General features: G+C 66.3%; 19 protein-coding genes and 1 pseudogene. 10 read left to right on the top strand and 10 right to left on the bottom strand.

Annotation, left to right across the window (positions count from 1 at the left end):
• Nucleotides 1-113: 113 nt before the first annotated feature.
• Together ACFZCE_RS03645 and ACFZCE_RS03640 are read left to right on the top strand one after the other, a co-directional pair.
• Nucleotides 114-773 carry a TetR/AcrR family transcriptional regulator gene (locus ACFZCE_RS03645; RefSeq protein WP_390936153.1) on the top strand — a complete coding sequence of 220 codons (660 nt, stop codon included), beginning with the start codon at nucleotides 114-116 and terminating at the stop codon, nucleotides 771-773.
• Between the two features lie 58 nt (nucleotides 774-831).
• Nucleotides 832-1,686, top strand: coding sequence for a rhodanese-like domain-containing protein (locus tag ACFZCE_RS03640; RefSeq protein WP_390936151.1), 855 nt, complete (start codon nucleotides 832-834; stop codon nucleotides 1,684-1,686).
• On the opposite strand, the gene ACFZCE_RS03635 is transcribed toward ACFZCE_RS03640, so the two are convergent.
• From ACFZCE_RS03635 to ACFZCE_RS03620, 4 genes and pseudogenes are all read right to left on the bottom strand, one after another.
• On the bottom strand, nucleotides 1,659-2,663 hold the full coding sequence (locus tag ACFZCE_RS03635) for a hydrolase (protein ID WP_390936149.1): 1,005 nt from the start codon (nucleotides 2,661-2,663) through the stop codon (nucleotides 1,659-1,661). The genes ACFZCE_RS03640 and ACFZCE_RS03635 overlap by 28 nt on opposite strands.
• 8 nt (nucleotides 2,664-2,671) lie before the next feature.
• Nucleotides 2,672-3,266 (bottom strand): annotated as a pseudogene (gene rsmD / locus ACFZCE_RS03630) (16S rRNA (guanine(966)-N(2))-methyltransferase RsmD).
• Nucleotides 3,263-4,708, bottom strand: coding sequence for an insulinase family protein (locus ACFZCE_RS03625; RefSeq protein WP_390936148.1), 1,446 nt, complete (start codon nucleotides 4,706-4,708; stop codon nucleotides 3,263-3,265). Before ACFZCE_RS03625 ends, rsmD begins: the two are co-directional and overlap by 4 nt.
• A complete protein-coding gene (locus ACFZCE_RS03620) occupies nucleotides 4,701-6,056 on the bottom strand; it encodes an insulinase family protein (protein ID WP_390936146.1) in 1,356 nt (451 codons plus the stop codon). The genes ACFZCE_RS03625 and ACFZCE_RS03620 overlap by 8 nt, the downstream gene beginning before the upstream one ends.
• A 221-nt stretch (nucleotides 6,057-6,277) precedes the next feature.
• On the opposite strand from ACFZCE_RS03620, the gene ftsY reads away from it, so the two are divergent.
• From ftsY to rpoH, 4 genes are all read left to right on the top strand, one after another.
• On the top strand, nucleotides 6,278-7,714 hold the full coding sequence (gene ftsY / locus ACFZCE_RS03615) for a signal recognition particle-docking protein FtsY (protein WP_390936144.1): 1,437 nt from the start codon (nucleotides 6,278-6,280) through the stop codon (nucleotides 7,712-7,714).
• The gene (ftsE, locus tag ACFZCE_RS03610; protein WP_390936143.1) at nucleotides 7,711-8,382 is read left to right on the top strand and encodes a cell division ATP-binding protein FtsE; all 672 of its coding nucleotides are present in this window, start codon (nucleotides 7,711-7,713) and stop codon (nucleotides 8,380-8,382) included. The genes ftsY and ftsE overlap by 4 nt, the downstream gene beginning before the upstream one ends.
• The gene (gene ftsX / locus ACFZCE_RS03605; RefSeq protein ID WP_390936141.1) at nucleotides 8,379-9,413 is read left to right on the top strand and encodes a permease-like cell division protein FtsX; all 1,035 of its coding nucleotides are present in this window, start codon (nucleotides 8,379-8,381) and stop codon (nucleotides 9,411-9,413) included. The genes ftsE and ftsX overlap by 4 nt, the downstream gene beginning before the upstream one ends.
• Before the next feature lie 112 nt (nucleotides 9,414-9,525).
• Nucleotides 9,526-10,380, top strand: a complete 855-nt coding sequence (rpoH, locus tag ACFZCE_RS03600) for an RNA polymerase sigma factor RpoH (RefSeq protein WP_390936139.1) — start codon at nucleotides 9,526-9,528, stop codon at nucleotides 10,378-10,380.
• 59 nt (nucleotides 10,381-10,439) lie between these two features.
• Here rpoH and mtgA read toward each other — a convergent pair whose 3' ends face one another.
• Nucleotides 10,440-11,159 carry a monofunctional biosynthetic peptidoglycan transglycosylase gene (mtgA, locus tag ACFZCE_RS03595; protein WP_390936138.1) on the bottom strand — a complete coding sequence of 240 codons (720 nt, stop codon included), beginning with the start codon at nucleotides 11,157-11,159 and terminating at the stop codon, nucleotides 10,440-10,442.
• Between the two features lie 72 nt (nucleotides 11,160-11,231).
• Here mtgA and ACFZCE_RS03590 point away from each other — a divergent pair, with 72 nt between their 5' ends.
• The 4 genes from ACFZCE_RS03590 (at nucleotide 11,232) to trmB (ending at nucleotide 13,459) form a co-directional block, all read left to right on the top strand.
• Nucleotides 11,232-11,603, top strand: coding sequence for a DUF423 domain-containing protein (locus ACFZCE_RS03590; RefSeq protein WP_390936136.1), 372 nt, complete (start codon nucleotides 11,232-11,234; stop codon nucleotides 11,601-11,603).
• A gap of 82 nt (nucleotides 11,604-11,685) precedes the next feature.
• Complete coding sequence (gene thiS / locus ACFZCE_RS03585; RefSeq protein ID WP_390936134.1) at nucleotides 11,686-11,886, top strand: sulfur carrier protein ThiS; 201 nt, start codon at nucleotides 11,686-11,688, stop codon at nucleotides 11,884-11,886.
• A 52-nt stretch (nucleotides 11,887-11,938) separates the two neighbouring features.
• Nucleotides 11,939-12,733: a thiazole synthase gene (locus ACFZCE_RS03580; RefSeq protein WP_390936132.1), complete on the top strand. Its 795-nt coding sequence runs from the start codon at nucleotides 11,939-11,941 to the stop codon at nucleotides 12,731-12,733.
• A gap of 9 nt (nucleotides 12,734-12,742) precedes the next feature.
• On the top strand, nucleotides 12,743-13,459 hold the full coding sequence (gene trmB / locus ACFZCE_RS03575) for a tRNA (guanosine(46)-N7)-methyltransferase TrmB (RefSeq protein ID WP_390936130.1): 717 nt from the start codon (nucleotides 12,743-12,745) through the stop codon (nucleotides 13,457-13,459).
• 12 nt (nucleotides 13,460-13,471) lie between these two features.
• On the opposite strand, the gene ACFZCE_RS03570 is transcribed toward trmB, so the two are convergent.
• The 5 genes from ACFZCE_RS03570 to ACFZCE_RS03550 are packed head-to-tail and all read right to left on the bottom strand — an operon-like array spanning nucleotide 13,472 to nucleotide 17,353.
• The gene (locus tag ACFZCE_RS03570) at nucleotides 13,472-13,795 is read right to left on the bottom strand and encodes a DUF3392 family protein (protein WP_390936128.1); all 324 of its coding nucleotides are present in this window, start codon (nucleotides 13,793-13,795) and stop codon (nucleotides 13,472-13,474) included.
• Nucleotides 13,796-13,804: 9 nt separating this feature from the next.
• Nucleotides 13,805-14,968 (bottom strand): radical SAM family heme chaperone HemW, encoded by a 1,164-nt coding sequence (gene hemW, locus ACFZCE_RS03565; protein WP_390936127.1) that lies wholly within the window; start codon nucleotides 14,966-14,968, stop codon nucleotides 13,805-13,807.
• Nucleotides 14,965-15,558, bottom strand: a complete 594-nt coding sequence (gene rdgB / locus ACFZCE_RS03560) for an RdgB/HAM1 family non-canonical purine NTP pyrophosphatase (protein WP_390936125.1) — start codon at nucleotides 15,556-15,558, stop codon at nucleotides 14,965-14,967. The genes hemW and rdgB overlap by 4 nt, the downstream gene beginning before the upstream one ends.
• A gap of 27 nt (nucleotides 15,559-15,585) precedes the next feature.
• Nucleotides 15,586-16,206 carry a methionine biosynthesis protein MetW gene (gene metW, locus ACFZCE_RS03555; RefSeq protein WP_390936123.1) on the bottom strand — a complete coding sequence of 207 codons (621 nt, stop codon included), beginning with the start codon at nucleotides 16,204-16,206 and terminating at the stop codon, nucleotides 15,586-15,588.
• A 7-nt stretch (nucleotides 16,207-16,213) separates the two neighbouring features.
• On the bottom strand, nucleotides 16,214-17,353 hold the full coding sequence (locus ACFZCE_RS03550; RefSeq protein WP_390936121.1) for a homoserine O-acetyltransferase: 1,140 nt from the start codon (nucleotides 17,351-17,353) through the stop codon (nucleotides 16,214-16,216).
• Between the last annotated feature and the right edge of the window lie 16 nt (nucleotides 17,354-17,369).

The following is a 17,369-nucleotide window of genomic DNA, read 5'->3' as shown; positions in this document are numbered from 1 at the left end:
CATGGTAGCGTAGCAGTTGGCACCGGCCAAGGGCGTGGGCCCGGTGGCTTCCGCCCCAGCACCGGCATGGCTAAACTAGCCGTTACAAAAGCATGACACAGGTGCCGCACGGCATGAAAACCCCAGAGCGTATCGTCCAGGCCAGCCTGCGGCTGTTCAATGACCAGGGCGAACGGGCGGTGAGCACCAATCACATCGCCGCGCACCTCGAAATTTCCCCCGGTAACCTGTACTACCACTTTGCCAATAAACAACAGATCGTCGCGGTGCTGTTCGACCGCTACCAGGCCGCGGTGCGCGAAAGCCTGGCCTGGCAAGCCCCGGGCGGCTATTCCCCAGAAGCGTTGCAGGCATACGTGGCGGCCCTGCTCGAACGCATGTGGGAGTTTCGCTTCTTTTACCGAGACCTCGAACACCTGCTCGACGCCGACGCCTCGTTGGCCAGCCGCTACCGGGTGTTCTCCCATCAATGCCTGATTCACGGCCGCAAGCTGATCGAAGGGTTCAGCCGTGACGGGGTGCTGGCGCTCAGCCCCCGGCAAGGCGAAGCCCTGGCGCTGAACCTGTGGATCGTGCTCACCGGCTGGGTGCGCTATTGCTCGACCGGCCAGGCAGTGCCGCTGCCGGCGGCCGATGTGGTGCGGCAGGGCTGCTTCCAAGTATTGAGCCTGGTCAGTGGCTTTGTGCAGCCGGCCTGGCGCCCGGGTGTCGAAAGTCTACTGGGCGAATTCAGCGCACCGCTTATGATGCATAACGATCAAGGAGCAGGCTGAGCCGGAACTTCCGCTTCGGCCGCCGATCAACCCAGCATTTCATGGAACCGTACCTGCCATGCCCATCGCACAACTGATCACGCCGGCCGAACTGTTCGCCCGCCTAGGCCAACCCAAACTGGTGGTGCTCGACTGCCGCTTCGCCCTTGAAGACCCAGACTACGGCCGCCGCAGCTATAACCTGGGGCACATCGAGGGCGCGCATTTCGCCGACCTCGAGCGCGACCTGTCGAGCAAGGTGGTCAAGGGCGTGACCGGGCGGCACCCATTGCCCACCCCGGGCCACCTGCTCGAGCGCCTGCAGGCCTGCGGCCTGAATGCCGACAGCGACGTGGTGCTGTACGACGACGGCCCGGGGGCGTTCGCGGCCCGCGCCTGGTGGCTGTTGGCATGGTTGGGCAAGCGCAACGGCGTGTACCTGCTCGACGGCGGCCTGAAGGCCTGGCACCAGGCCGGGCTGCCGCTGAGCCTGGATGCGCCGCGCAGTGCCCAGGGGCACTTCTCTGGCAAGCCCGACAACACGCTGGTGGTCACCGCCCAACAATTGCAGGCCGGCCTGGCCGAGCCGGGCATGACGTTGATCGATGCCCGCAGCGAGGCCCGCTTTCGCGGCGAGCAGGAGCCCATCGACCCGGTGGCCGGGCATATTCCCGGGGCGCAGTGCGCGGCGTTCACTGAAAACCTGGGCGCCGATGGGCACTTCTTGCCCGCTGGCCAGTTGCGCGAGCGCTTTGACCGTGTGCTGGCCGGCCGCCCTGCGGAACAACTGGTGGCCTATTGCGGGTCGGGCGTGACCGCATGCCACAACCTGTTCGCCCTGTGCCTGGCTGGCCTGCCGCTAGCGCGGCTGTACGCCGGCTCCTGGAGCGAGTGGATCACCGACCCTCAGCGGGCCGTGGCCACCGGCAGCTGAGCCAGCAGCCATTGCGGAATGCGCCGCTCAAGGTAATAGGCCGGGTGGCGCAGGCTGCCCTCGATAAAACCCACGTGGCCGCCGCCGGCATGCCGCTCGAAGTGCACGCAGGCCGGTAGCTCGTCGGCCGTTGGCAGGCTGTGGCGGAATACGAAAGGGTCGTCTTCGGCCTGGATCAACAGCGTTGGCCGGGCAATGCTGCCCAGGTAGTAGCGGCTGGAGGCGCGGCGGTAGTAGTCCGCCGCGCTGGTGAAGCCATGCAGGGGCGCGGTGACCTTGCCGTCGAACTGCCAGAAGTTGCGAATGCCCCGCAGCGGGCCAAGCGCCTGCAAGGTGGCCAGGTGCTCGCTGCGGCCCTCCTGCTTCAGGCGCTGCTGCTTGTGGGCCAGGTAGCCGAGCATCTCGCGCATGAAGTGCCGTTGGTATACCCGTGAAAACCCCAGGCCGATGCGGTCGGCGCACTGGTCGAGGCGAAACGGCACCGACACCGCCACCGCGCCTTGCAACGGGCAGGCCGCGGCAGTTTCGCCCAGGTACTTGAGCAGGATATTGCCACCCAGCGAGTAGCCCACCGCGTACAGCGGCGCCATTGGGCGTTTGGCTGCGAGCAAGGCGATGATTTCGGCGAGGTCTTCGCTGGCGCCGGAGTGGTAGCTGCGCGCCAGCAGGTTGGGCTCGCCCGAGCAGCCGCGCCAGTTCACCGCCACGCTGGCCCAGCCCTGGGCGGTGAGGGCGGCCTGCAGGCCGGCCACGTAGGGGGAGTTCGATGAGCCGGTCAGGCCGTGCAGCACCAGCACCAGTGGGCCGCTGGCGCTGTGCGGGCCGCACCAGTCGAGGTCGATGAAGTCGCCGTCGGCCAGCCACACCCGCTCACGCTGCCGCGCCATCGGCGGCATGCGCCGCCACAACGGCCCCCACAGGGTTTGCAGGTGGGCGTTGCCCAGCCCCAGGGCCGGGCGAAACGGCGGGGCGGCCATGCTGAGGGTCAGTGCCCGCGCTGCCACAGTGCGTAGTGCACCTGCCCGGCTTGCTTTTCTCGGTGCAGGCGCCAGCCTGGCGGCAGGCCCAGGCTCGAAGGCACGCTTTCGCTCTCGGTGTAGATCCACGCGCCTTCGGCCAGCCAGCCGTTGCGCTCGAGCAACTCGCAGGTGCCTTGCAGCAGGTTCTGGTGGAAGGGCGGGTCGAGGAACACCAGGTCGAACAGGTGCGGGGTCTGGTGCTCGAGGTAGCGCAGCGCGTCGCTTTGCATCAACTGGCCGGTGGCGCATTTGAGCAGGTCGAGGTTCTGCCGCAGGCTGGCGATGGCCGCGGCGTTGGCATCCAGCGCCAGGCCCATGGCCGCGCCGCGCGACAGCGCTTCGAGGTACAACGCGCCGCTGCCGGCGAACGGGTCGAGCACCCGCGCGCCTTCTACGTAAGGCGCGAGCCAGTTGAACAGGGTTTCGCGCACCCGGTCAGGGGTAGGCCGCAGGCCAGGGGCTTCGGGGAAGCTCAGGCGGCGGCTGCGCCACTCGCCGCCGATGATGCGCAATTGCCCGGTGCCCGTGCCGGGCCGGGGTTTGGCTGCTGGCATGTGTCAGTGCTCCGGTACGCCGAGTGGTTGCTCGGTAGGCGTGGCTGAAGGTGCTGGCAGCGGCAGTTGCGGCACGCTGGGCCCGACTGTGACCACCACCAGTTGGTCGGCGGCCAGGTGCTTGCTCATGGCCTCGCGCACTTGCTCGACCGTCAGGGCCTGCGATTGCTGCATGAAGTCTTCGAGGAAGCTCGGCGGCAGGTTATAGAAGCCCATCGCCCCCAGTTGCCCGGCGATGGCCGCGTTACTGGCATTGGACAACGGGAAGCTGCCCGCCAGTTCCCGCTTGGCGTTATCGAGTTCCTGCTGGGTCGGGCCGCTGGCGAGGAAGTCGGCAACGATCTGCTTCACCAGCCCTAAAGTGCCCTCGCTCAGCTCGGCGCGGGTTTGCAGGCTGATGGTGAACGGCCCCTTGGCCTGCATCGCGGTGAAGCCGGCGTACACGCCGTAGGTGAGGCCGCGTTTTTCCCGCACTTCGCTCATCAGGCGGGTGCCGAAGCTGCCGCCGCCGAGGATTTGCGCGCCCATGGTCAGGGCGGCGAAGTCTGGGTCGTTGCGCTGGATGCCCAGTTCGCCGAGCAGCAAGTGGGTTTGCTTCGACGGGAACTCGATGTGCGTGACACCGGCCACCGGCGCCTTCGGCTCGGCCATGGCTGGCAGCGCCGGGCCCTTGGGCAGCGCGTTGGAGACCTGCTCGGCGATGGCGTGGGCCTGCTCGGGGCTCAGGTCGCCGACCAGGGCGATCACCGCGTTGCCGGCGGCATAGGCGCGCTTATGGAAGGCCCGCAGTTGCTCGAGGGTCAGGCCCTGGATGCTCTTGGCGTCGCCGTCGCTGCTGTGGGCGTAGGGGTGGTCGCCGTAGAGCTTTTGCGCGAACGCCTGGCTGGCGAGAAACCCTGGGTTTTGCTTGCGGAACTCGAAGCTGGCGAGCAGTTGGTTCTTGATCCGCGCCAGCGAGGCGGCGGGGAAGGTCGGGTGGCCGACCACTTCGCTGAACAACTGCACCGCCGGCTCGCGTTTGTCGGCGGCCGACAGGCTGCGCAGGGTGGCAGTGGCCATGTCTTTGTACGAGCCATTGCCGAAGTCCGCGCCCAGGCCTTCGAAGCCCTGGGCGATGGCTTGTACATCCTTGCCGGCCACGCCCTCGTTGAGCATGGCGTTGGTCATCAGGCCCAGGCCGGGGGTTTTGCCGTCTTGGCTGCTGCCGGCGGCGAAGGTCAGGCGCAGGTCGAACATCGGCAGCTCGTGGGCCTCGACGAACAGTACCCGCGAGCCGTTGGCGGTGTTCCAGCGCTGGATGTTCAGCTCGCGGTGCGCCGGCGCGGCCTGGCTCACCTGGGCGAGGGTTTCGAGCTTGGAAGGTGCGCTGTTGCCCTCGGCGGCAACGGCCTGGCCGCCGACCGCCAGTGCCAGCAGGCCCAGGGCCGCGCGCAGGGTGGGCTTAGTCATGGGCAGCCTCCAGGGGCAGTACGTGGGCAGTGGTCAGGCGGTCGCGGGTGAAGTAGGTGCTGGCGGCTTGCTGGATGTCTTGCGGGGTGACCTTTTGCAGGTCATCGACCTCGCTGTCGATCAGCTTCCACGACAGGCCCACGGTTTCAAGCCGGCCAATGCTGATGGCCTGGCTGCTGATCGAGTCGCGCTGGTACACCAGGCTGGCGATCAGTTGAGCACGCACCCGTTCCAGCTCTTGCGGGGTCGGCGGCTTGGCCTTGAGTTCATCGAGCAACTGCCAGATGCCCTTTTCGACGTCGGCCAGGGTTTTGTGCTTCTGCCCGTTGGGCGTGGCGCTCAAGGTAAACAGGCTGTCGCCGCGGTTGAACGCGTCGTAGCTGGCGGAGGCGCCGGCGACCAGCTCCTGGCCGCGTTCCAGTTGGGTCGACATCCGCGCGCTGTAGCCGCCGTCGAGCAGGGCGACGATCAGGCGCAGGGCCTGGGCGGTGCGTGGTTCCTGGGCGGTGGCCAGGCTCGGCACGTTGAAGCCCATCATCAGGGTCGGCAGTTGCGTGCGCACATGCAGGGTCAGCAGCCGTTCGCCGGGCGCGGCCAGTTCCAGCGGCAACTTGGCCGGTGGCGTGTCGCGCCGCGGGATGCCGCCGAACCACTGTTCGGCCAGGGCCTTCACCGCCTCGGGTTGAACATCGCCGACCACCACCAAGGTAGCGTTGTTGGGGGTATACCAGGCCTGGTACCAGTGGCGCAGTTCGTCGATCTTCATGCGCTCGAGGTCGGCCATCCAGCCGATGGTCGGGGTGTGGTAACCGCTGGCCGGGTAGGCCGCCGCCTTGAAGATCTCGAAAGCCTTTTGCGACGGTTTGTCGTCGGTGCGCAGGCGCCGCTCTTCCTTGATGACTTCGATTTCACGGGTGAACTCGTCGGCCGGCAGGGCGAGGGTGGCCATGCGGTCGGCCTCCAGCTCGAAGGCCACTGGCAGGCGGTCTTTGGCCAGCACCTGGTAGAACGCGGTGTAGTCATCGCTGGTGAAGGCGTTTTCTTCCGCGCCGAGGTCACGCAGCACGCGCGAGGCTTCGCCCGGGCCGAGTTTGCTGCTGCCCTTGAACATCATGTGTTCCAGGGCGTGGGAGAGGCCGGTCTGGCCGGGCGTTTCGTAGCTGGAGCCCACTTTGTACCAGACCTGCGAGACGGCAATCGGGGCGCGGTGGTCTTCGCGCACCACGACCTTCAGGCCGTTGGCCAAGGTGAATTCGGTGGTGGGCTGGGGCTCTGCGGCGAATACGGCCAAGGGCAGGCAAACCGTGCCGGCCAGCAGGCCTGCGAGGCGGCGTGCTAAAGCAGTCATTGTCGATCCAAACCAGTTGGGAAACCTGCCGGCCTTAGCGCGGCAGTGCGAGGAGGTGCTAGGATACTGATCCGCCGCGTCTGCGTCAGCGAATATCCCCAAGGCACTTGCACAAAATATTGCGCGTGAACAAGCGGGATGAATTGCAGTCTGTTCTGCGATATCGAGAATTCCACGAAGCGCCCAACTGGCGTTTCGCTACCGTGAGATAGCCGTCTTCCATGTTTGGTTCCAACGACGACAAAAAGGCCCCGGCCGCGGCCCCTGAAAAGAAAGGCCTGTTCGGCTGGTGGCGTAAAAAAGCCGAAGAGCCCGCCGCCCAACCCGAAGCGCCACAGGCCGAGCCCGCGCCAGAGGCGGCGCCTGCGGCTGAGCCCGCCGCGGCGCACGCCGCTGCACACGCCGCCGAAAGCGCCGAACGCGAGGCGCCCGAGCCTGGCCCGGCGGAAGTGCCGGCCGAGCGCGCAGTGGCCCTGGCGCCGGAGCCTGTGCTTGCGCCCGAGCCCGAGCCCGAACCTGAACCCGCCGCCGAGCCCGCGCCGGTTGCCCCGCAGCCTGCCCCGGCGCCCGTTCAATTGGCGCCCGCGCCCGAACCCAAGCCGGCTCCCGAACCCGCCGCGCCCGTACTGCCACTGCCGGTGGCCGAAGAACCCGTGGCCCTGGCCCCCGAGCCTGAGCCTGAGCCCCTGGCCCCAGCGCGCGCGCCAGCGGAGCCTGAAAAGGAAAAAGCCGGCTTCTTCGCCCGCCTCAAGCAAGGCCTGAGCAAAACCAGCGCCAGCATTGGCGAGGGCATGGCCAGCCTGTTCCTCGGCAAAAAGGCCATCGACGATGACCTGCTCGACGAGATCGAAACCCGCCTGCTGACCGCCGACGTCGGCGTCGAGGCCACGTCGGTGATCGTGCGCAACCTCACCCAGAAGGTCGCGCGCAAGCAACTGACCGACGCCCAGGCGCTGTACCAGTCGTTGCAGGGCGAGCTGGCAGCGATGCTCGAGCCGGTGGAAAAACCGCTGGTCATCGAAAAACGCAGCGAGCCTTTCGTGATCCTGGTCGTCGGCGTGAACGGCGCCGGCAAAACCACCACCATCGGCAAGCTGGCGCGGCGCTTCCAGCTCGAAGGCAAGAAGGTCATGCTCGCCGCCGGCGACACCTTCCGCGCCGCGGCGGTCGAGCAACTGCAGGTGTGGGGCGAGCGCAACCGCATCCCGGTGATCGCCCAGCACACCGGCGCGGACTCCGCCTCGGTGATTTTCGACGCCCTGCAAGCGGCCAAGGCCCGTGGCATCGACGTGCTGATCGCCGACACCGCCGGGCGCCTGCACACCAAAGACAACCTCATGGAAGAGCTGAAAAAGGTCCGCCGGGTGATGGGCAAGCTCGACCCGAGCGCCCCCCATGAGGTGCTGCTGGTGCTCGACGCCGGCACCGGGCAGAACGCCATTAACCAGGCCAAGCACTTCAACCAGTCGGTGGAGCTCACCGGCCTGGCCCTGACCAAGCTCGACGGCACCGCCAAGGGTGGGGTGATCTTCGCCCTGGCCAAGCAATTCAACCTGCCCATCCGCTACATCGGTGTGGGCGAGGGCATCGAAGACCTGCGCAGCTTCGAGGCGAAGCCGTTCGTGCAGGCCCTTTTCGCTGAACGGGAGCGTGCATGATCCGTTTCGAGCAGGTCGGCAAGCGCTACCCCAATGGCCACGTCGGCCTGCACGAGCTGAGCTTTCGCGTGCGCCGCGGTGAATTCCTGTTCGTGACCGGACACTCCGGCGCGGGCAAAAGCACCTTGCTGCGCCTGTTGCTGGCGATGGAACGCCCCACCAGTGGCAAGTTGCTGCTGGCCGGGCAAGACCTCGGGCAGATCAGCAACGCGCAGATCCCCTTCCTGCGCCGGCAGATCGGCGTGGTGTTTCAGAACCACCAGTTGCTGTTCGACCGCACGGTGTTCAACAACATCGCCTTGCCGCTGCAAATCCTCGGGTTGTCCAAGGCCGAGATCGCCAAGCGCGTCGATTCGGCCCTCGACCGCGTGGCCCTGGCGGAAAAAGGCGACCTGTACCCCGGCGACCTGAGTACCGGGCAACAGCAGCGGGTGGGGATCGCCCGCGCCATCGTTCACCGCCCGGCGCTGCTGCTGGCCGATGAACCCACCGGTAACCTCGACCCACGGCTGGCCGCGGAGATCATGGGCGTGTTCGAAGACATCAACCGGCTCGGCACCAGCGTGCTGATCGCCAGCCACGACCTGGCGCTGATCGCGCGCATGCGCCACCGCATGCTCACCCTGCAACGTGGCCGCCTGATCGGCGACGGGGAGGCTGCGCAATGAGCGCCACCCGTAGCCCCAAGGTGCAAGACCGCGTCGCCCCGCGCCCGGCCGAGCCGGACGCGCCGAAAAAGAAACCCCGCCGCGGCGCCGATGACGACGACGGCCCGGACTTCTCCACGTTGCTGCGGGCCTGGCTCGAAAGCCACCGCGCCAGCCTCGCCGACAGCCTCAAGCGCTTGGGCCGGCAGCCGTTCGGCAGCCTGTTCACCTGCCTGGTGATGGCGGTGGCGCTGAGCATGCCGATGGGCCTGTCGTTGCTGCTGAAGAACGTCGAGCGCCTGGGTGGCTCGTGGCAGCGCGCGGCGCAGATTTCGCTGTACATGAACATCGATGCCAACGACGCCGACGGCCAGGCCCTGGTGGCCAAGGCCAAGGGGCTGGCGGGCGTGGCCGACGCCGAGTTCATCAGCCGGGCCAAGGCCCTGCAGGAGTTCCAGCAGCAGTCGGGGCTGGGCGAGGCGCTCAAGGAGCTGCCAGACAACCCGCTGCCGGGCACCGTGGTGGTGACCCCGCTGGAGGTCGACAAGGCCGCCCTGGAGGCGCTGCGCGAGCAGCTCGCGGGCCTGCCGAACGTGCAACAGGCGCAGCTTGACCTGGTCTGGGTCGAGCGCCTGGCGGCGATCCTCAAGCTGGGCGACCGGTTCATCTTCGGCCTGGCGGTGTTGTTGATTTCCGCGCTGTTGCTCGTAATTGGTAACACTATTCGCCTGCACATCGAGAACCGCCGGGTCGAGATCGAAGTCATCAAGCTGGTCGGCGGAACCGACGCCTACGTACGCCGTCCCTTTTTATACATGGGCGCGATCTACGGCCTGGGCGCGGGGTTGCTGGCGTGGGCGATACTGGCTTATGGCCTGAACTGGCTGAATGAGTCGGTCATCAACCTGTCGCAGCTCTACGGGAGTGACTTCGGCCTGGGCGGTGTACCGGCCTCAGATGGGTTTTCCCTCTTGCTTGGTGCCATATTGTTAGGGTATATCGGGGCTTGGATTGCCGTGGCGAGGCACCTTCGGGAGCTGGCGCCACGTTGATCAGCCGTTTTCTTGGCGTCAAAGACCGTCTTCATCGGAACTACACACCCTGTTCCCGGTCTTATCGTCAGCGCCTGTAAGGCGTGAGTCTGTATATCGGAGGTTCATTCGTATGACCCAATCCTTGCAACCTGCTTATGCATTGGTGCCCGGGGCAAACCTCGAGGCCTACGTGCACACGGTCAACAGCATTCCATTGCTGACGCCGGAGCGGGAGCGCGAGCTGGCCGATAGTCTCTTCTACGAGCAGGACCTGAGCGCTGCCCGGGAATTGGTAATGGCCCACTTGCGTTTCGTGGTGCACATTGCGCGTAGCTATTCCGGCTATGGCCTGGCCCAGGCTGACCTGGTCCAAGAAGGTAACGTCGGCCTGATGAAAGCGGTCAAACGCTTCAATCCGGAAATGAACGTGCGCCTGGTGTCGTTTGCCGTGCACTGGATCAAAGCCGAGATCCACGAGTTCATCCTGCGCAACTGGCGCATCGTCAAGGTGGCCACCACCAAGGCGCAGCGCAAGCTGTTCTTCAACCTGCGCAGCCAGAAAAAACGCCTGGCCTGGCTGAACAACGACGAAGTGCATCGCGTGGCCGAAAGCCTCGGCGTCGAGCCCCGTGAAGTGCGCGAGATGGAAAGCCGCCTCACTGGCCAGGACATGGCCTTCGACCCGGCCGCCGAGGCCGACGACGACAGCGCGTTCCAGTCGCCGGCGCATTACCTCGAAGACCACCGCTACGACCCCGCCCGCCAGCTGGAAGACGCCGACTGGAGCGACAGCGCCAACAGCAGCCTGCACGAAGCGCTGCAGGTGCTCGACCCGCGTAGCCGAGACATCCTCTACCAGCGCTGGTTGGCCGAAGAAAAGGCCACGCTGCATGAGCTGGCCGAGAAGTACAACGTGTCGGCGGAGCGTATTCGCCAGTTGGAGAAGAACGCGATGAACAAGCTCAAGGGCTCAATCGTCGCCTGACCCAGCCCTCGTTGAATGAAACCCCGCCTTGTGCGGGGTTTTTTATTAGCCCTGAGCCGTTATTTCCAAGGCAGCGCCCGGGCATGGTTCAGCGTACGCAAGTACTCGTCTCCCCCAAGCTGGCCCATCTGCTGGCGGATCCACGCCGCGCGGCGCATCACGTAGGGGCTGGGGCGGCTGGCCTTCCAGTTGCGCGGGTTGGGCAGCACCGCGGCCAGCAGGCTGGCCTGCTGGCGTGACAGGCTGGCGGCGTTCACCCCAAAGTGGTGCTGCGCCGCGGCCTGGGCGCCGAATATGCCGTTGTCCCACTCCACGCTGTTCAGGTACACCTCGAGGATGCGCTGCTTGGGCCACAACACTTCGATCAACGCGGTGAACCAGGCTTCCAGGGCCTTGCGGAAGTAACTGCGCCCCGACCACAGGAACAGGTTCTTCGCCACCTGTTGGCTCAGCGTGCTGGCGCCGCGCAGCGAGCCGCCGCGTTCGTTGTGCAAAAAGGCCGCGCGCATGGCGCCGAGGTCAAAGCCCCAGTGCGAAGAAAATTTTTGGTCCTCGCCGGCGATCACGGCGATCTTGAGCTCGTCGGAGATGTCATCCCAACTGCGCCAGCTGCGTTGCAGGTCGATCGGCTGGCCGTTGAACCACGACTGGACCTTGCGCTCGACCATCAATGCCGAGCCCACCGGCGGCACCCAGCGCATTGCCAGCACCAGCAGGAAGCTGCCAATGGCGAACCATTTCAGGACTTTGAATACCCGTTGCAACATGATGCGCAGCATATGTGAGCTTGGCCCGGCCGGATGAGCGGGCCATTATACAGGTCCCTACCCCCTGCGAGCGGAGCCGTACCCATGTTAAGAACCTTCCTGATGCTGGCCGCGTTTTTTGGCTTTACCGGCGTCGCCCTGGGGGCCTTCGCCGCGCACGGGTTGAAGAACCGCCTCAGCGCCGAGTACCTGGCGATCTTCCAGACCGGCGTGCAGTACCAGTTGATTCACGCCCTGGCCTTGCTGGCCCTGGCGGCGCTGAGCAGCACCCTGCAGGGCCGGCTGCTGGCCTGGGCGGGTGGCCTGTTCGCGGTGGGCATCCTGCTGTTCTCCGGCAGCCTGTACCTGCTCACCCTCACCGGCGTGGGCAAGCTGGGCATCGTCACCCCGCTGGGTGGCGCGTTGTTCCTCGCCGGTTGGGCATGCTTGTTCATCGCCGCGCTGGCGTTGGGGTAGCGGGCCCTTCAGCGCGCCTGGAAATAAACCCACAGTGATCTGTTAGAATACCTACCCCAAAAACATCCGAGGCGGCCCGCGCATGCGCATCCAACTCAATGGCGAACCCTTCGAACTGCCCGACGGCGCCACCGTCGAGGCGCTGCTGGCCAGGCTCGAGCTGGCCGGGCGGCGGGTCGCGGTCGAGCTCAACCTGGACATCGTGCCGCGCAGCCAGCACGCCAGCGCGGCGCTGAGCGAAGGCGACCAGGTCGAAGTCGTGCACGCGATCGGCGGCGGCTAGTTCGCCGCTGCCTTTGCCCTATTCTTCGCGAACCCTTTTCGAGGACTGCCCCATGAGCATCGAGCGTAGCGACAAGCCGTTCACCGTAGCCGGCCGCACCTTCCAGTCGCGCCTGCTGGTCGGTACCGGCAAATACCGTGACCTGGAAGAAACCCGCCTGGCCATCGAGGCCTCCGGTGCCGAGATCGTCACCGTGGCGGTGCGCCGCACCAACATCGGCCAGAACCCCGGCGAGCCCAACTTGCTCGATGTGCTGCCGCCCAGCCGGTATACCATCCTGCCCAACACCGCCGGCTGCTACGACGCCGTGGAAGCCGTGCGCACCTGCCGCCTGGCCCGCGAGCTGCTCGATGGCCATAACCTGGTGAAGCTCGAGGTGCTGGCCGACCAGAAAACCCTGTTCCCCAACGTGATCGAAACCCTCAAGGCCGCCGAAGTGCTGGTCAAGGATGGCTTCGACGTGATGGTGTACACCAGCGACGACCCGATCATCGCCCGGCAACTGGCGGAAATCGGCTGCTGCGCGGTCATGCCCCTGGCGGGCCTGATCGGCACCGGGCTGGGCATCTGCAACCCGTACAACCTGCAGATCATCCTCGAGGAAGCGAAAGTCCCGGTGCTGGTCGATGCCGGCGTGGGTACCGCCTCCGACGCCGCCATCGCCATGGAGCTGGGCTGTGAAGCGGTGCTGATGAACTCGGCCATCGCCCACGCGCAGAACCCGGTGCTGATGGCCGAAGCCATGAAGCACGCCATCGTGGCCGGGCGCCTGGCCTGGTTGGCCGGGCGCATGCCGAAAAAACTCTATGCCAGCGCCTCTTCGCCGCTGGATGGCCTGATCAAGTAAGAGCACTCAATGAGCGACACGCCACACACGCCGCCGGCCGGCGAAGCCCCGCACCGCCGGGAAATCAAAAGCTTCGTGATGCGCGCCGGGCGCATGACCGAGGGCCAGCAACGCGGCCTGGAAATCGGCGGCCCGCAATTCATCCTGCCGCTGGCCGATGCCCCGGTCGACTTTGACGCCGCGTTCGGCCGCCAGGCCCCGCGCACGCTCGAGATTGGCTTCGGCATGGGCCACTCCCTGCTGGAAATGGCCGCCGCTTCGCCCGAGCTGGACTTCATCGGCGTTGAAGTGCACCGCCCGGGTGTGGGCGCGCTGCTCAACGGCCTGCTCACCCAGCGCCTGAGCAACGTGCGGGTGTACGACTGCGACGCGATCGAAGTGCTCAAGCGCTGCGTGGCCGACAACAGCCTTGACCGCCTGCTGCTGTTCTTCCCCGACCCGTGGCACAAAAGCCGCCACCACAAGCGCCGCATCGTGCAGCCGGCCTTCGCCGAGCTGGTGCGCAGCAAGCTGAAGGTTGGCGGGGTGCTGCACATGGCCACGGACTGGGAGCAGTACGCCGAGCACATGCTCGAAGTGATGAACGCCGCGCCCGGCTACCGCAACCTGGCCGAAGATGGCCGCTGCGTGGCGCGCCCGGCCGAGCGCCCGATCACCAAGTTCGAGCGCCGCGGCGAGCGGCTGGGGCATGGGGTGTGGGACTTGAAGTTCGAGAAACAGGCCTGAGGGGCCGGCGGGCTATTTGCGGTCCGCCACCACCCCAAGCAACACCAGCACCACCAGCAATACCGGCGCCAGGCTGTAGTTGTTGAACTGCGCCAGCCCCCGCACCACCCACGGCGTGGCGTAGATCAACGCCGCGCCGCTGCCCACCAGGCACACCAGCGCCAGCGCCGGCACCCGCAGGGCACCGGCCAGGCTGCCCAGGCGCGCCTCGATCCAGCCCTTGAGCTGGGCACCGAACAGCACCAGCACGCAGCCGACCAGGGCCAGGGAGATTTCCGACAGGTTGCTGCGGCTCCAGCGGGAAACGGTGGCGAGCAGGTCGAGTATCAGGTCCATCGAATCCCCTTAGGTCAAAAAGTACTGCAACAAGTCATTAAGAAACAGCTGCCCCTTCGGTGTGGCCACCAGCCGCGCCGGTTCGACCGCCAGCAGGCCCTTTTGTTCGGCCTGGCGCCGCGCTGCGTCGAGGCTGGCCAGCGGCAACCCGGTGCGCTCGCTGAACAACGCCGCCGGCACGCCGTCGGTCAGGCGCAGGGCGTTCATCAGGAATTCGAACGGTAACTCATCGGCCGGCAATACCTTGTCGCCCGCCTTGAACGGTTTGGCGAGGTTCAGGTAGTCCTTGGGCAGGCGGGTTTTCCAGGTGCGGCGCAGGGTGCCGTCGGGGGCGCTGAGTTTGCCATGGGCCCCAGCGCCGATGCCGATGAAGTCGCCAAACGCCCAGTAATTCAGATTATGCCGCGCCTGGCGGCCCTCACGGGCATAGGCAGAGACTTCGTACTGGCGGTAACCGTGCTCGGCCAGCAGCGCTTGGCCGGCCTCCTGGATGTCCCACAGGGCGTCGTCTTCGGGCAGCTGCGGGGGCTGGTTCCAGAACACCGTGTTGGGCTCGAGGGTGAGCTGGTACCACGACAGGTGCGTGGGGGCCAGGGCGATGGCCTGGCGCAGGTCGTCCAGGGCCTGCTCCAGGGTTTGCTCGGGCAGGCCGTGCATCAGGTCGAGGTTGAAGTTATCAAAGCCGGCGCGGCGCGCCATGTCTGCCGCGCGCAAGGCTTCATCGCCACTATGGATGCGCCCCAGCCGTTCCAGCTTGGCCGCCGCGAAGCTCTGCACGCCGATCGACAAGCGGTTGATGCCCAGCTTGCGGTAGGCCACGAACTTGGCCTGCTCGAAGGTGCCGGGGTTGGCCTCCAGGGTGATTTCAATATCCGCCGCGAACGGAATACGCGCCTGCACGCCGTCGAGCAGCCGGCCCAGGGCGGCGGCGCTGAACAGGCTCGGGGTGCCGCCGCCGAAGAAGATCGACGTGAGCTCACGGCCGTGGGCGTGGTGCAGGTCTTGGTCAAGGTCGCTGAGCAGGGCGCTGACGTAGGCGTCTTCAGGCAGCTCGGGGGAGGCGGTGTGGGAGTTGAAGTCGCAGTAAGGGCATTTGCGTACGCACCAGGGAATGTGCACGTACAGCGCCAGCGGGGGCAGCGCCAAGGCGCTGCCCAGGGTGATGGCGCTCATGCCTGGCCCAGGCGCTCGCGCAGCAGGGCCATGGCGCGGGCGCGGTGGCTCAGCTGGTTCTTGTCGGCCGGGCTCAGTTCGGCGCTCGAGCAGTTGCGCTCCGGCACCCAGAACAGCGGGTCGTAGCCAAAGCCGTGCTCGCCGCGCGGGGCATCGAGAATGCGCCCGTGCCACAGGCCTTCGCAGAGGATCGGCAGCGGGTCGTCGGCATGCCGCACCAGCGCCAGCACGCAGACGAACTGCGCACCACGCTCGGCCTCGGGGATGCCGCGCAGGGCTTCGAGCAGCTTGGCGTTGTTGGCGCGGTCGCCCTGGCCATCGGCGTAGCGCGCCGAATAGATGCCCGGGGCACCGCCGAGTACGTCGACCGCCAGGCCCGAGTCGTCGGCCAGCGCCGGCAGGCCAGACAACCGCGCGGCGTTGCGCGCCTTGAGGATGGCGTTCTCGACGAACGACAGGCCGGTTTCTTCCGGCTCGACCTGGCTGAACTCGCCCACCGAGCGCAGCGTGACGCTGCCGCCAAGCATGGCCTGCAGTTCCTTGAGCTTGCCGGCGTTGTGGCTGGCCAGCACCAGTTCGTGGAGGTTCATCAAAAAATACCTGTGTGTGCGGGGCGGTTACACCGCCACCTTGTGTTGGGCCAGCTCAGGGCTGCTGACCCGGTAAATGCCGATTTCGCCGAGCAGGTTGGGCCATAGCTTACTCGCCCAGGTGTGCCGGTGCTCGTGATCGACCGCCAGGCGGTCGAGTACCAGGGCGCGGCGCTCATGGCACAGCGCTTCGAAATCCTTGAAGGTGCAGAAGTGGATGTTCGGCGTGTTGTACCAGGTATACGGTAAAAATTCCGACACCGGCATCCGCCCCTTGCTGGCCAGGTACCAACGGCAGCGCCAGTGGCCGAAGTTGGGGAAGGTGATGATGCACTGGCGGCCCACGCGGAGCATTTCGTCGAGGATGCGATCAGGGTAGGTGACCGCCTGCAGGGCCTGGGTCATGACCACCACGTCGAAGCTGTTGCTGGCGAAGTTGCCCAGGCCCTGGTCGAGGTCTTGCTCGACCACGTTGATGCCCTTGCGCACGCACTCGTTGAGGTTGTCGGGGTCGATTTCCAGGCCGTAGCCGCTGACCTGCTTGTGGTCGCGCAGCCAGGCGAGCAGCTCGCCGTTGCCGCAGCCCAGGTCGAGCACGCGGCTACCGGCGGGGATCCACTCCTGGATGATGTCCAAATCGGCTCTCATGCGGCCCTCAGGTAACGATACGGTTCATGTAGCTGGTAAAACCCTGAAGGTAGCGGGGTACCGGGATCAGGAAGGCGTCATGGCCCTGGGGGGCGTCGATTTCCAGGTAGCACACGTTCTTGCGCGCGGCCATCAGGGCATCGACCAGCTCCCGCGAGCGGGCCGGCGAAAAGCGCCAGTCGGTGGTGAACGACATGATGCAGAAGTCGGCCTTCACCTGTTCGAACGTCTTGGCCAGGTCGTCGTTGTGGGCGGCGGCCGGGTCGAAGTAATCCAGGGCTTTGGTCATCAACAGGTAGGTGTTGGCGTCGAAGCGCCCGGAGAATTCCTCGCCTTGGTAGCGCAGGTAGCTCTCGACCTGGAATTCCACGCTGTGGAAGTCGTAGTTGAGTTTTTCGCTTTTCAGGCCGCGGCCGAATTTCTCGCCCATCGAGTCATCAGACAAATACGTGATGTGCCCAACCATGCGCGCCAGCATCAACCCGCGCTTGGGGATCACCCCTTCGGCCTGGAAGTCGCCGCCGTGGAATTCCGGGTCGGACAAGATCGCCTGCCGCGCCACCTCGTTGAAGGCGATGTTCTGCGCCGACAGCTTCGGCGCCGAGGCGATCGCCACGCAGTGGCGCAGGCGGTCTGGGTAGGTCAGCGCCCATTGCAGCGCCTGCATGCCGCCCAGGCTGCCGCCGACCACCGCCGCCCAGGTGTGGATGCCCAGCCGCTCGGCCAGGCGCGCCTGGCTGTGCACCCAGTCTTCCACGGTCAGCACCGGGAACTGCGCGCCATACGGCTTGCCGGTGTCCGGGTCGATGCTGCTGGGGCCGGTAGAACCGTTGCAGCCACCCAGGTTGTTCAGCGCCACCACGAAGAAACGGTTGGTGTCGATCGGCTTGCCGGGGCCGATGCAGCTGTCCCACCAGCCCGGCTTGCGGTCGGCTTCGCTGTGGTACCCGGCGGCATGGTGGTGGCCCGACAGCGCGTGGCAGATCAGGATGCCGTTGCTGGCCGTGGCGTTCAGGGTGCCGTAGGTCTCGTAGACCAGGCTGTACTGGGCCAGGCTGCGCCCGCAGGCCAGCGGCAGCGGCTCAGTGAAGTGGGCAGTTTGGGGCGTGACTAAACCGACGGAATCTTCGGCGAAGACCTTGGACATCTGGCCTGCTCTCGCA

This window comes from Pseudomonas sp. NPDC007930 (genome assembly GCF_042958985.1).
In the GTDB taxonomy this organism is placed as follows: domain Bacteria; phylum Pseudomonadota; class Gammaproteobacteria; order Pseudomonadales; family Pseudomonadaceae; genus Aquipseudomonas.
Note: the sequence above shows the minus strand (reverse complement) of the source record. Positions and strands in the feature narration are given on the sequence as shown.

What these genes read in the sequence shown, in the direction of transcription:
- rpoH (WP_390936139.1), top strand. Translation starts at nt 9,526, where the DNA reads ATGACCCAATCCTTGCAACCTGCTTATGCATTGGTGCCCGGGGCAAAC.
- trmB (WP_390936130.1), top strand. Translation starts at nt 12,743, where the DNA reads ATGAGCGACACGCCACACACGCCGCCGGCCGGCGAAGCCCCGCACCGC.
- ACFZCE_RS03635 (WP_390936149.1), bottom strand. Translation starts at nt 2,663, where the DNA reads ATGGCCGCCCCGCCGTTTCGCCCGGCCCTGGGGCTGGGCAACGCCCAC.
- ACFZCE_RS03550 (WP_390936121.1), bottom strand. Translation starts at nt 17,353, where the DNA reads ATGTCCAAGGTCTTCGCCGAAGATTCCGTCGGTTTAGTCACGCCCCAA.
- ACFZCE_RS03620 (WP_390936146.1), bottom strand. Translation starts at nt 6,056, where the DNA reads ATGACTGCTTTAGCACGCCGCCTCGCAGGCCTGCTGGCCGGCACGGTT.
- ACFZCE_RS03625 (WP_390936148.1), bottom strand. Translation starts at nt 4,708, where the DNA reads ATGACTAAGCCCACCCTGCGCGCGGCCCTGGGCCTGCTGGCACTGGCG.
- metW (WP_390936123.1), bottom strand. Translation starts at nt 16,206, where the DNA reads ATGAGAGCCGATTTGGACATCATCCAGGAGTGGATCCCCGCCGGTAGC.
- ACFZCE_RS03590 (WP_390936136.1), top strand. Translation starts at nt 11,232, where the DNA reads ATGTTAAGAACCTTCCTGATGCTGGCCGCGTTTTTTGGCTTTACCGGC.
- ACFZCE_RS03645 (WP_390936153.1), top strand. Translation starts at nt 114, where the DNA reads ATGAAAACCCCAGAGCGTATCGTCCAGGCCAGCCTGCGGCTGTTCAAT.
- ftsX (WP_390936141.1), top strand. Translation starts at nt 8,379, where the DNA reads ATGAGCGCCACCCGTAGCCCCAAGGTGCAAGACCGCGTCGCCCCGCGC.
- ftsE (WP_390936143.1), top strand. Translation starts at nt 7,711, where the DNA reads ATGATCCGTTTCGAGCAGGTCGGCAAGCGCTACCCCAATGGCCACGTC.
- thiS (WP_390936134.1), top strand. Translation starts at nt 11,686, where the DNA reads ATGCGCATCCAACTCAATGGCGAACCCTTCGAACTGCCCGACGGCGCC.
- ACFZCE_RS03570 (WP_390936128.1), bottom strand. Translation starts at nt 13,795, where the DNA reads ATGGACCTGATACTCGACCTGCTCGCCACCGTTTCCCGCTGGAGCCGC.
- ftsY (WP_390936144.1), top strand. Translation starts at nt 6,278, where the DNA reads ATGTTTGGTTCCAACGACGACAAAAAGGCCCCGGCCGCGGCCCCTGAA.
- ACFZCE_RS03580 (WP_390936132.1), top strand. Translation starts at nt 11,939, where the DNA reads ATGAGCATCGAGCGTAGCGACAAGCCGTTCACCGTAGCCGGCCGCACC.
- ACFZCE_RS03640 (WP_390936151.1), top strand. Translation starts at nt 832, where the DNA reads ATGCCCATCGCACAACTGATCACGCCGGCCGAACTGTTCGCCCGCCTA.
- rdgB (WP_390936125.1), bottom strand. Translation starts at nt 15,558, where the DNA reads ATGAACCTCCACGAACTGGTGCTGGCCAGCCACAACGCCGGCAAGCTC.
- mtgA (WP_390936138.1), bottom strand. Translation starts at nt 11,159, where the DNA reads ATGCTGCGCATCATGTTGCAACGGGTATTCAAAGTCCTGAAATGGTTC.
- hemW (WP_390936127.1), bottom strand. Translation starts at nt 14,968, where the DNA reads ATGAGCGCCATCACCCTGGGCAGCGCCTTGGCGCTGCCCCCGCTGGCG.